This window comes from Curtobacterium sp. 24E2, from assembly GCF_016925595.1.
Lineage (GTDB): Bacteria > Actinomycetota > Actinomycetes > Actinomycetales > Microbacteriaceae > Curtobacterium.
This window is the reverse complement of the sequence record NZ_CP068987.1, coordinates 2,140,766-2,153,004: the sequence shown is the minus strand read 5'-3', so window position 1 is coordinate 2,153,004 and position 12,239 is coordinate 2,140,766. Positions and strand designations below refer to the sequence as shown.

At 70.5% G+C, this 12,239-nt stretch carries 8 protein-coding genes and 2 pseudogenes; 1 reads left to right on the top strand and 9 read right to left on the bottom strand.

The features are described 5' to 3' along the window. Window positions 1-38: 38 nt before the first annotated feature. Window positions 39-1,466, bottom strand: coding sequence for a dipeptidase (locus JN350_RS10685; RefSeq protein ID WP_205462181.1), 1,428 nt, complete (start codon window positions 1,464-1,466; stop codon window positions 39-41). A 53-nt stretch (window positions 1,467-1,519) separates the two neighbouring features. Between JN350_RS10685 and JN350_RS10680 the strand changes: the two genes are divergently transcribed. Beyond that, window positions 1,520-2,095 (top strand): DUF3043 domain-containing protein, encoded by a 576-nt coding sequence (locus tag JN350_RS10680; protein WP_240347268.1) that lies wholly within the window; start codon window positions 1,520-1,522, stop codon window positions 2,093-2,095. Between the two features lie 371 nt (window positions 2,096-2,466). On the opposite strand, the gene JN350_RS10675 is transcribed toward JN350_RS10680, so the two are convergent. The 8 genes and pseudogenes from JN350_RS10675 to lspA form a co-directional block, all read right to left on the bottom strand. Next, window positions 2,467-3,543, bottom strand: a complete 1,077-nt coding sequence (locus JN350_RS10675; RefSeq protein ID WP_205462180.1) for a quinone-dependent dihydroorotate dehydrogenase — start codon at window positions 3,541-3,543, stop codon at window positions 2,467-2,469. Next, window positions 3,540-4,091, bottom strand: a complete 552-nt coding sequence (gene nrdR / locus JN350_RS10670; RefSeq protein WP_205462179.1) for a transcriptional regulator NrdR — start codon at window positions 4,089-4,091, stop codon at window positions 3,540-3,542. The genes JN350_RS10675 and nrdR overlap by 4 nt, the downstream gene beginning before the upstream one ends. Before the next feature lie 13 nt (window positions 4,092-4,104). After that, window positions 4,105-5,410 (bottom strand): annotated as a pseudogene (gene hisD, locus JN350_RS10665) (histidinol dehydrogenase). 12 nt (window positions 5,411-5,422) lie between these two features. After that, window positions 5,423-6,307, bottom strand: coding sequence for a hypothetical protein (locus JN350_RS10660; RefSeq protein WP_205462178.1), 885 nt, complete (start codon window positions 6,305-6,307; stop codon window positions 5,423-5,425). Then, the gene (locus tag JN350_RS10655) at window positions 6,304-6,654 is read right to left on the bottom strand and encodes a DUF2200 domain-containing protein (RefSeq protein ID WP_205462177.1); all 351 of its coding nucleotides are present in this window, start codon (window positions 6,652-6,654) and stop codon (window positions 6,304-6,306) included. Before JN350_RS10655 ends, JN350_RS10660 begins: the two co-directional genes overlap by 4 nt. Window positions 6,655-6,667: 13 nt before the next feature. Then, a complete protein-coding gene (dnaE, locus tag JN350_RS10650; protein ID WP_461964411.1) occupies window positions 6,668-10,150 on the bottom strand; it encodes a DNA polymerase III subunit alpha in 3,483 nt (1,160 codons plus the stop codon). 473 nt (window positions 10,151-10,623) lie between these two features. Continuing rightward, a pseudogene (locus tag JN350_RS10645) lies at window positions 10,624-11,552 on the bottom strand (RluA family pseudouridine synthase). Continuing rightward, entirely contained in the window at window positions 11,549-12,238 is a 690-nt protein-coding gene (gene lspA, locus JN350_RS10640) for a signal peptidase II (RefSeq protein ID WP_240347267.1), read from the bottom strand. Before lspA ends, JN350_RS10645 begins: the two are co-directional and overlap by 4 nt. Window position 12,239 lies beyond the last annotated feature (1 nt).

Below are 12,239 nucleotides of genomic sequence, written 5' to 3'. Positions count from 1 at the left end.
GTGCGGTTCACCGCGCCTGGCGTCGATTGTAAGCACCGTCAGCTGCGCGTCGCGAGCCTGGCGAGCAGGATCGCCTCGGACGCGATGGCCCGGTGCAGGACGCCGAGGTGCTGCGACTCGTTCGGGCTGTGGGCACGGGTGTCCGGGTCCTCCACGCCGGTGACCAGGATCTGGGCCTCCGGGAACTCGGCCGCGAGGTCCGAGACGAACGGGATCGAGCCGCCGATGCCCTGCTCGACCGCCTCGGCACCCCAGCCCTCGCGCATGGCCGTGCGGGCCTCCTGGACGGCCCAGCCGTCCGTGTCGACGAGGAAGCCGTCGCCGCTGTCCGGCTCGAAGATCTCCATGCGGGCACCGAAGGGCACGTGTGCCCGCAGGTGCCGCTCGACGGCCGCGTACGCCTCCGTGGCGGGCTGGCCGGGTGCGACCCGCACCGACACGCGGGCGGAGACGGTCGGCAGCAGCGTGTTGGACGCGTTGGCGACGCTCGGCACGTCCATGCCGGTCACGGTGATCGACGGCTGGAACCACATGCGGGACAGGACCTCGCCGGTGCCGATCGGTCGGACGCCCGCCACCAGGGCAGCATCGGCGGCGAGCTCGTCGTCGGTGCGCGCCGGGACGTCGGCCTCGTACGAGGTGAGCCCCTCGACCGCGACGGAGCCGGCGTCGTCGTGCAGCGACGCGAGCAGCTTGACCATCGGGATCATCGCGTCCGGGGCCGCTCCCCCGAACATGCCGCTGTGGCTGGCGTGCTCGAGGGTCGTCAGGGTGAGCTTGAACGTGACGTTGCCGCGGAGCGAAACGGTGATCGACGGCACGTCGACCGACCAGTTGTCGCTGTCGGCGACCACGATGACGTCGGCGGCCAGGCGCTCCTTCTGGTCGGCGAGGAAGGTGCGGAAGGACCGGGAGCCGAACTCCTCCTCACCCTCGACGAACAGGACGACACCGAGGTCGAGATCGTCGCCGAACTGCGCGTGGATCGCCCGGAGCGACGCGATGTGGGTCATCACGCCGGCCTTGTCGTCCGAGGCGCCGCGACCGTACAGCCGGTCTCCGCGGAGTGTCGGCTCGAACGGCGGCGTCTCCCACAAGGCGTCGTCGCCCTGCGGCTGCACGTCGTGGTGGGCGTAGAGCATCACGGTCGGCTTGCCGTTCCGGGCCGGGCGGACGGCGAGCACGGCGGGCTGGCCGAGCTCGAGCGGCTCGTCGTCGCTGATCGCCGATCGGATGATCTCCACCTGGTCCTCGGCGAAGACCCCGGTGCTCAGCGCCAGGTCCGCCACCGCACGCGCGCTCGCGAGCACGTTCGACTCGTCGAACGCCGACCACGACACCGACGGGATCCGCACCAGCGCGGACAGATCGGCGATCGTCGTGGGCAGTGCACCGTGCACCTGTTCGCGCAGGGCGTCGAGGAGCGCGGGGTCGGTCGCGGAGCCGGGCTGTGCGGTGTCGGTCATGCCCGGTAATCTAGAGGACGATCCCGCACGCACAACGCCGTTAGGAATGCACCGTGGCGAAGGCAGCCCCCAAGACCAACACGACCGTGAACCCCACCGAGGAAGAACTCCTCGAGCAGGGCAAGGGCCGCCCGACGCCGTCCCGCCGTGAGCGCGAGGCAGCGAACCGCCGTCCGCTCGTCGGCAACACGCCGGTCGACAAGAAGGCCGCCCGCGCGCGTCTCAACTCCGACCGCGAGCGTGCCCGGGTCGGCATGGCCAACGGCGAGGAGCGCTACCTGCCGGCGAAGGACCGCGGTGAGCAGCGTCGCTTCCTCCGCAACTGGATCGACGCGCGCTGGAACGTCGGCGAGATCATGATGCCGGTGCTCGTGCTGTTCCTGATCGTCGGGTTCGCCGCCTCGCAGACCGCGATCGCCTCGTACTCGCTCCTGCTCGTGTGGGCGTTCGTCGCTCTGTTCGTGATCGACTGCGTGGTCCTCTGGCTGTCGATGCGTCGCAAGCTCACCACCAAGTTCGGCGAGATGCAGCGCGGCACGTTCCTCTACATCCTGACGCGGGCGTGGCAGCTGCGGTTCCTGCGCCTGCCGAAGCCGCAGGTCAAGCGCGGGCAGTACCCCGCCCTCTGACCCCAGCGTCGCTGTCTCGAAGCGCCGCCCGGCCTCGCCGGGCGGCGCTTCGTCGTTCCGGCGTGCGCGCGCTGCGCGGCGCGGCGGGGTTCCACGACTCGCCGCGTGCGCGCCGCCGAGGTTCCGAGATCTCGGACTGTCGGCGGCCGCGGCCGGGCGTGGCCACGCACCGACGGACGGGAGGCCCGTGGCGGGACCGCACCGGGCCTCCCGTCCCAGGGGTGGTCGGCGAAGTTCCACGACTCGCCGCATGCATGCCGCCGAAGATCCAGAGATGGCCGCTGAGCGCCACGAGATGCCGAGATCTCGGAACCTGGAGACCGCCCGGAACGCCGGGAACGCCGGACGATCCCGGACGCGTCCGCGCGAGCTCAGCGCGCGGCGCGGCGCAGCCGCTTGCGACGCAAGCGGTTGATGCGCGTGGCCCAGCTCGGCCCCTCGTAGAGGAACGCCGTGTAGCCCTGCACGAGGGTGGCCCCGGCGTCGATGCGGTCCTGCACGTCCTGCTCGGTCGTCACCCCGCCGACGGCGATGACGCAGAACTCGGCGGGCACCGCGGCACGGACGCGACGCAGTACCTCGAACGAGCGCGCGGCGACGGGAGCGCCGGAGAGTCCCCCGGCACCCATGGCCTCGACGTCGGCCGGGTCCGCCCTGAGCCCCTCACGGGAGATCGTCGTGTTGTTGGCGATGATGCCCGACAGCCCGAGCGACACCGCGAGGCCGGCGATGGCGTCCACCTGCTCGTCGGTCAGGTCCGGCGCGATCTTCACCAGCACGGGCGTCTCGCCCGCGGCGTCGCGGACGGCGGACAGCAGCGGCCGGAGCTGGTCGAGTTCCTGCAGGCCCCGCAGTCCGGGCGTGTTCGGGGAGCTGACGTTGACCGCCAGGTAGTCGGCGAACGGCGCGAGGCGCCGCGTCGACTCCAGGTAGTCGTCGATGGCGTCCTCGACCGCGACGACCCGGCTCTTGCCGATGTTCACGCCGATGACCGGACGACCCGGGTTGCGTCGGGCACGCTCGAGCCGGCGGGCAGCGGCACCGGCGCCGTGGTTGTTGAAGCCCATCCGGTTGATGAGCGCGCGGTCCTCGACGAGGCGGAACAGGCGCGGGCGCTCGTTGCCGGGCTGGGGCTTCGCCGTGATCGTGCCGACCTCGACGTGGCCGAAACCGAGCAGGCCGAGGCCGCCGATGCCGCGGGCGTCCTTGTCGAACCCGGCGGCGAGGCCGAAGCGCGACGGGAAGTGGATGCCCATCGTCGTGACCCCGTCGGCCGCTGCCGGGCGGGAGTACCGCTCGACCAGACCGCCCACGAACGGCACGTGCGGGAGCGCCTTGATGACGGCGAACGCCAGGTGGTGCGCCCGTTCGGGGTCCATCTTGGCGAAGACCGACCGGAAGACGACGGCGTACCCGGAGCGGACCAGGCCTTCCGCGACGCCGCTCACGCGCCGGCACCCGCCGGCGAGCCGGCAGCACCCGAATGCGATCCGGCGCCCGCAACCCCAGCGGCCGCAGCACCGGCGGCCGCAGCACCGCCGTCCACGCCGCGGTGGTCACGGCGGAGCTGGCCGATGGCGTCCTCGAAGTCCTCGAGCGAGTCGAAGGCCTGGTAGACGCTGGCGAACCGCAGGTAGGCGACCTCGTCGAGCTCACGGAGCGGCGCGAGGATCGCGAGGCCGATGTCGTTCGCGTCGATCTGGCTCGATCCGGACGATCGGACGGTCTCCTCGACGCGCTGCGCGAGCACGGCCAGGTCCCCGTCGGTGACCGGGCGCCCCTGGCAGGCCTTGCGCACGCCGGAGACGATCTTGTCGCGGCTGAAGGGTTCGGTGACGCCGTTGCGCTTGACGACGTTGAGAGACGCGGTCTCGGTGGTCGAGAAGCGTCGTCCGCAGTTCGGGCACTGTCGACGGCGGCGGATGGAGGTTCCGTCGTCGCTCGTCCGTGAGTCGACGACGCGGGAGTCCGGGTGGCGGCAGAAGGGGCAGAACATGTCGTCGCCCAGGCTATCGGTTCGTGCGCTCCGTCACGGCGGCGCCGTGCGCGGGAGCTGCTCCTCGGTCGACAGCGCGACGATGTGCGCGGCGACCTCGTCGAGCGCCGACGCCGAGTACCGGATGACCTGCTGCGGCCGCAGGAACGTTGACGCGGACAGCCCGGAGCCGAAGCGCGCCTGGCCGCCGGTGGGCAGCACGTGGTTCGACCCGGCCAGGTAGTCGCCCAGGCTGACGGGCGTGCTCGGCCCGACGAACACCGCTCCGGCGGCGTCGATGTCGGCGAGCACCGCGTCGTCGTCCGCCGTCTGGATCTCGAGGTGCTCCGGCCCGTACGCGTTGCTCACGGTCGCGGCGTCGGCGAGGGAGTCCACCAGCACGATCGCGGACTGCGGTCCGTCCAGGGCGGTCTGGAGGCGCGCAGCCGTCCCGAGCACGGCCGTGCGTTCCGGGATGGCGGCTTCGACCGCATCGGCGAACGTCGCCGACGTCGTCACCAGCACACTGCCGGCCTGCTCGTCGTGCTCGGCCTGGCTGATGAGGTCGGCGGCGACGAACCCGGGGTCGGCGGTCTCGTCGGCGATCACGAGGATCTCGGTCGCGCCGGCCTCGGCGTCGATTCCGACGACACCGCGCACCAGGCGCTTCGCCGCGGCCACGTAGTTGTTGCCAGGACCGGTGACCAGGTCGACGGGCTCGAGGTCGATCGCGGGGACGCCGTACGCCAGCGCGCCGATCGCCCCGGCACCGCCCATCGCGTAGACCTCGTCGATTCCGAGCAGTCCGGCCGCGGCCAGGATCGTCGGGTGGACCGCGCCGCCGTGGTCGCGCTGCGGCGGGGACACCAGCGCGATCGACCGGACCCCGGCGACCTGGGCGGGGACGACGTTCATGACGACGCTCGACGGGTAGACGGCCTTGCCGCCGGGCACGTAGAGGCCGACGCGGCGCATCGGCTGCCAGCGCTGGTGCACCTCGGCGCCGTCGGTGAGCGTGGTGACGGAGCCGGCCGGCACCTGAGCGGCGCTGGCGGCGCGGACGCGGCGAATGGCTTCGTCGAGCGCTTCCCGCAGTTCGGGGTCAGCCCGGCGACGGCCGCCGCGATCTCGGCGACCGGCACCCGCACGTTCGCCGGGGCGCCGCCGTCGAAGCGTTCGGCCTGGTCGTGCAGTGCGTCCGCTCCGCGGTGTCGGACGTCCTCGACGAGCTCGCGGGCGGCGTCGACCGCGTGCGCGACGTCGCCAACGGCGCGCGGCATGAGTCGGAGGAGGTCGGCACGGGCGGGCAGCCCGCCACGGAGGTCGATTCGCTGCATCATCAGGGGACAAGCCTACCGAGGTGACGTGGGCGTCCGCCGTCCGACCAGTGCATCGACGACGGGCCGGTGGTGTGCCACGGCCGCGGCGTCCCAGGCACCGAGCACGTGCAGTGTGGCGATGCGGAACACGAGCGCCCGGGTCAGCAGCGACGTCCATTCCGGCTCGTCTGCCTCGGCCGCAGCCCCGTGCGCGGTCCTGCCGAGGGATGCCAGTCGCCCGACCGGGAAGCCGTGCCAGCAGACGGCGTCGACGGCGGCGATCGCTGCGCCGAACTCCGCCGGACGCCAGTACGGCGGCCAGTCGATGATCGTCGGCGGCTGCCCGTCGGCGAACAGCACGTTGCCGAGCAGGTCACCGTGGACGAGCTGCGACGGCGCTCGCACGGGACGGAACGCCGCGGCGAGCCGGCCGAGTGTCGGATCCGTCGGCAGGGGCTCCTCACCCCACGCCATCCGGTCGGCGCGGGCCCACGGGTCGGTGGCGGCTCTGACGGCACCGGACTCCGTGTCGAGGAACGCCGGCCGCTCCACACCGGCGATCGCGCGGTGGAAGGCACGCCCCGCCCGCACCACGTCCTCGACGCGGGACTCGTCCGCCGCACCGGCCACGAATCCCCACGCCTCCCAGTCCCCCGACCGCCAGCTGCCGTCGCGGGTGGCCACGGGCCGGGGTGTGCGGAACTCGGCTGGGTGCTCGGTCTCCGCTGCGTGTCCGAGTTCCGCCAGGACGCCGGCACGCCAGTCGGTCACCGCCGGACCGTCGTGGGGCCGGAGGACGATGTTCTCGGCACGCCAGGTCAGCCCGCGCCCACCCGCGAGCGGCACGGGCGTGGACCCCGCGGCCCCGAAGGCACGCAGCACCCCAGCGTCGGGAACGCTCCGGTCCGCTCCGGTCACGCGGTCCGCAACACCTTCGCCATCGGACGGCCCTTCGCGACCTCGTCGACGAGCTTGTCGAGGTACCGGATCCGTCGCATGAGCGGGTCGTCGATCTCCTCGATCCGGACGCCGCAGATCACGCCGGTGATGAGCGGCGCGTTCGGGTGCAACTGCGCGGCGGCGAAGAAGTCCTCGAACGTGGTCTCGTCCGCCAGGTGCCGTGCGAGCACTGCGTCGTCGAACCCGGTCAGCCACGTGATGACGGCGTCGAGATCACCCTTCGTGTGGCCCTTCCGCTCCACCTTCGCCAGGTAGTGCGGGTAGACCGCCGCGAAGGGCGTCCCGAAGATCCGGTGTCCGGCCACGGTCACATCCCTGTCACACCAGGCAGCGCGGCCCGAGCAGGCTCTTGAGCTCGCCGAACAGGTCGGGTGTCAGGTTCACCGGGAACGGCAACTCGAACGTGCGCGCGACGTCGTCCTTCAGCAGCTTCAGACGGACCTCGGTCTCACCCTGGTGCCGTCCGAGCACAGCCGCGAGCTCCGTCACCGTGGACGTGGTGGCCTGCCGCTCCGGCAGCGACAACGTGAGCGGGCCGGAGCCCATCGCGTCGCCGATCGCCGGCTGGAACATGCTCACCGCGTGCAGCGCCTTGCCGTCGTCGCGGACGTTCACGCGACCGCGCAGGACCACGATCGAGTCGGCCACGAGCGACGGACCGAACTCCTGGTAGGTCTTGCCGAGGAACATCACGCCGATCTGCCCGCCGAAGTCCTCGATGTCGACGATGCCGTACGGGTTGCCGCTCGTCTTCGCCACCCGGTGCTGCACGCTCGTCAGCAGCCCCGCGACCGTGACGGTCTCGCCCTCGACCGAGTCGTCGGCCGCGATGAGGTCGGCGATGGTGATCGACTGGTGCTTCGCGAGCTCGATCTCGAGCCCCGCGAGCGGGTGGTCCGACACGTAGAGACCGAGCATGTCGCGCTCGAACGCGAGCTTGTCGCGCTTGGACCACTCCGGACGGTCGGGCACCTGCGACACCGGACCGGTGGCCGGCGACTCCTCGGCGACCTCGGCGAACAGCGAGTCGAAGTCGAACCCGACGTTGCCGTGGGCCTCGTCGCGCTTGACCTTGACGGCGCCTTCGACCGCGCCCTCGTGGATCTCGACCAGGGCACGGCGGGAGTCGCCGAACTCGTCGAAGGCACCCGCCTTGATGAGCGACTCGACGGTCCGCTTGTTCGCCGACGAGATCGGGATCTTGCGCAGGAAGTCGTGGAACGACTCGAACGCGCCCTTGTCGGTGCGGGCCTTCACGATGTCGTCGACGACGTTGAACCCGACGTTGCGGATGGCGCCCATGCCGAATCGGATGTCCTCACCGACGGCGGCGAAGAAGCCGATCGACTCGTTGACGTCCGGTGGCATGACCTTGATGCCCATGCGTCGGCACTCGTTCAGGTACAGCGCGAGCTTGTCGCGGGCGTCGCCCACCGAGGTGAGCAGCGCCGCCATGTACTCGGCCGGGTAGTGCGCCTTCAGGTACGCGGTCCAGAACGAGACCACGCCGTACGCGGCGGAGTGCGCCTTGTTGAACGCGTAGTCGGAGAACGGCAGCAGGATGTCCCACAGCATCTTGATCGCCGCGGGCGAGTAGCCGTTGTCCAGCATGCCCTTCTCGAAGCCCGCGTACTGCTTGTCGAGCTCGGACTTCTTCTTCTTGCCCATCGCGCGGCGGAGGATGTCCGCCTGGCCGAGGGAGAACCCCGCGACCTTCTGCGCGATGGCCATGACCTGCTCCTGGTAGATGATCAGGCCGTAGGTGCCGCCGAGGATCTCTGCCAGGGGCTCTTCGAGCTCCGGGTGGATCGGCGTGATCGCCTGCTCGCCGTTCTTGCGGAGCGCGTAGTTCGTGTGCGAGTTCGCACCCATGGGGCCCGGACGGTACAGGGCGATGAGCGCGGAGATGTCCTCGAAGTTGTCGGGCTTCATCAGGCGGAGCAGGCCACGCATCGGGCCGCCGTCGAGCTGGAAGACGCCGAGTGTGTCACCGCGCTGCAGGAGCGCGTACGCCTCGGGGTCCTCGAGTCCCATGGTCTCGAGGTCGAGCTCGATGCCACGGTTGTTCTTGATGTTGTCGAGGGCGTCACTGATGATCGTGAGGTTGCGGAGCCCCAGGAAGTCCATCTTGATCAGGCCGAGCGACTCCGCTGCCGGGTAGTCGAACTGCGTGACGACCTGGCCGTCCTGCTCCCGCTTCATGATCGGGATGATGTCGATGAGCGGATCGCTCGACATGATGACGCCGGCCGCGTGCACGCCCCACTGGCGCTTCAGCCCCTCGAGCCCGAGCGCGGTGTCGAAGACGGTCTTCGCCTCGGGGTCGTTCTCGACCACGGTGCGGACGTCGACGGCTTCCTTGTAGCGCGGGTGGTCCTTGTCGAAGATCCCGGTGAGCGGGATGTCCTTGCCCATCACGGGCGGCGGCATCGCCTTCGTGAGCTTCTCGCCCATGCCGAACGGGAACCCGAGGACGCGCGAGGAGTCCTTCAGCGCCTGCTTCGCCTTGATCGTGCCGTACGTGACGATCTGTGCGACGCGCTCCGACCCGTACTTCTCGGTGACGTACTTGATCGCCTCACCGCGGCGCCGGTCGTCGAAGTCGACGTCGAAGTCGGGCATCGAGACGCGGTCCGGGTTGAGGAACCGCTCGAAGATCAGGCCGTGCCGGATCGGGTCGAGGTCGGTGATGCGCATCGCGTACGCGACCATCGAGCCGGCACCGGAACCACGGCCGGGGCCGACCCGGATGCCGTTGTTCTTCGACCACAGGATGAAGTCGGAGACCACCAGGAAGTACCCCGGGAACCCCATCTGGTTGATGATGCCGACCTCGTAGTCGGCACGCTCCTGCACCTCGGCCGGGATGCCGTCCGGGTACCGGTAGTCCAGCCCCTTGGCGACCTCTTTCTCGAACCAGGAGTGCTCGGTCTCGCCCGCCGGCACCGGGAACTTCGGCATGTAGTTCGCCGAGGTGTCGAACTCGACGTTGCACCGCTCGGCGATGAGCAGCGTGTTGTCGCAGGCTTCGGGGTTGTCGCGGAAGACGTGCCGCATCTGCTGCGGGGACTTCAGGTAGAACTCGTCAGCATCGAACTTGAACCGGTTCGGGTCGTTCAGCGTCGAACCCGACTGCACGCACAGCAGCGCGGCGTGCGACTTGGCGTCGTGCGAGTGCGTGTAGTGGAGGTCGTTCGTGCCGACCAGCGGGATGTCGAGGTCCTTCGCCAGCCGGATCAGGTCGCTCATGATCCGACGCTCGATCTCGAGCCCGTGGTCCATGACCTCGGCGAAGTAGTTCTCCTTGCCGAAGATGTCGCGGTAGTCGGCGGCGGCCTTGACGGCTTCGTCGTACTGACCGAGGCGCAGGCGCGTCTGGACCTCGCCCGACGGGCACCCCGTCGTGGCGATGATGCCCTCGTGGTACTCCTCGAGCAGCTCGATGTCCATGCGCGGCTTGAAGTAGTAGCCCTCGAGCGACGCCTTCGACGACAGCCGGAACAGGTTGTGCATGCCCGTCGTGTTCTCGGCGAACATCGTCATGTGCGTGTAGGAGCCGGCACCGGAGACGTCGTCCCCACCGCCGTCGCCCCACCGCACGCGGGTCTTGTCCGTGCGGTGCGTCCGGGGCGTGATGTACGCCTCGGTCCCGATGATCGGCTTGACGCCGCCGGCCTTGGCGGCCTTCCAGAACTCGAAGGCGCCGAACATGTTGCCGTGGTCGGTCACCGCCACGGCCGGCATGCCCTGCGCAGCGGTCTCCTGCACGAGGTCGCCGAGCCTGGCCGCACCGTCGAGCATCGAGTACTCGCTGTGCACGTGCAGGTGGACGAAGGAGTCGGAATCCGCCACGGAACCTCCGGTCGAACGAGCTGCTTGCGGGACGCGAACAGCCTAACCGCGACCGCGGACAAACCCGCGCGTGTCCGATCGCTCCGACGCCGAGGTCGCACGACATGCCGCGCGCAGTCCGACGAGGGTGCAGGTACCGTCGCTTGGCGGGCTGGAGGCACGCAGATCGTGTCCTCTCGGCGGTGGAGCCCGCTCGTGGCGGACGGGAGGCGCGGGGCGGCGTCGCCACGGGCCTCCCGGCCGGGGTCTGGGCTGTCGCACCGACACGCCCGTCGCTCCCCGTCGAGGTTCCACAACACGCCGCGTGCGCTCAGCCGAGGTTCCACAGACAGACGAACAGCGCGCCGAGATGCCGAGATCTCGAAACCTCGGCGGCACGACTGGATCACGCGACCGGCACGACGATGCGACGAGAGCGCCCGTCAGGACGAGGCGGCTCGGATGCGGTCGAGCGCGAGACGCAGGTCGTCCGGGTACTCCGCATGGAACTCCACCCACGAACCCGTGCGCGGGTGGTCGAACCCGAGTCGCACGGCATCGAGCCACTGGCGGGTCAGCCCGAGCTCCTGCGCCAGGACCGGGTCGGCGCCGTACATCGTGTCGCCGACCAGCGGGTGGCGGGTCGCGGCCATGTGCACGCGGATCTGGTGGGTGCGACCGGTCTCGAGGTGCACCTCGAGCAGGGTCGCCGAGCGGAACGCCTCGAGGGTCTCGTAGTGGGTGACGCTCGGCTTGCCGTCGGCGGTGACCGCGAACTTCCAGTCGCTCGACGGGTGCCGGCCGATCGGGGCGTCCACGGTGCCGGAGGTCGGGTCCGGGTGGCCCTGCGCGAGCGCGTGGTAGACCTTCTCGACCGTGCGCTCCTTGAAGGCCCGCTTGAGGTGGGTGTACGCGAGTTCGGTCTTCGCCACGACCATGAGCCCCGACGTGCCGACGTCGAGGCGGTGCACGATGCCCGCGCGCTCTGCGGCACCCGAGGTCGCGATCGTGAAGCCCGCTGCGGCGAGGCCCCCGGGCACGGTCGGGCCGTCCCAGCCGGGCGAGGGTGTGCGGCGACGCCGACGGGCTTGTCGACGACGACGATGTCCTCGTCGTCGTGCACGATCGTCATCCCCGGGACGACCGCCGGCACGATGCGCGGCGGCTCCTTCGGGGACCACTCCACCTCGAGCCAGGAGTCGGCGTGCAGGCGGTCGGACTTGTCGACGGGGGCGCCGTCGACCCGGACCCCACCGGCGGCGACGACGTCGGCCGCGAACGACCGGCTGAACCCGAGGAGCTTCGCGATGGCGGCGTCGACACGCTCGCCGGCGAGCCCGTCGGGGACGGGAAGAGCACGCGATTCGGTCACGTGGCGTCGTGCCCCAGCGGGTCGCGCCGGTCGTGCTGTTCCGGACGGGAGGCCCGCTCCGGCTCCGGCAGGCCGCCTGCGGACGATGCAGCGTCGGCTGCGGGCGCCGAGAACGCGGCCCCACCGTCGAGCGGCTCCGTCGTGTCCGCCTGCGCAGCGCGCTTGGCGGAGACCGTGCGGGACCCGTCGAGGTTCACCCCGAGGATCACCAGCAGCACGAAGACCACCATGCTGATGCAGATGAACGAGTCGGCGACGTTGTAGATCGCCGGCATCATCCACGGCGTCGAGATGAAGTCGACCACGTGGCCGCGGCCGAAGCCGGGCTCACGGAAGAGTCGGTCGATCAGGTTGCCGAGCGCGCCGCCCAGCAGCATGCCGAGCACGACGGCCCACCACATCGACCGGATCCGACGCGAGTACACGATGATCGCGACGACGACCGCCGCCGAGATGATCGAGAACACCCACGTCATGTTCACCGCGAAGGAGAACGCCGCACCCGGGTTCCGCACGTACAGGAACTGGAGCGCCCCACCCAGGATCGGGACGGGGGTGCCGTACGGCAGGTTCGCGACGACCAGCGCCTTCGCGACCTGGTCGAACGCCACCACCACGACAGCGGCGAAGGCCAGTGCCGCGATCGCGCGGACACTGACCTTCGCTCGTGATGCTGGTCGCGACAAC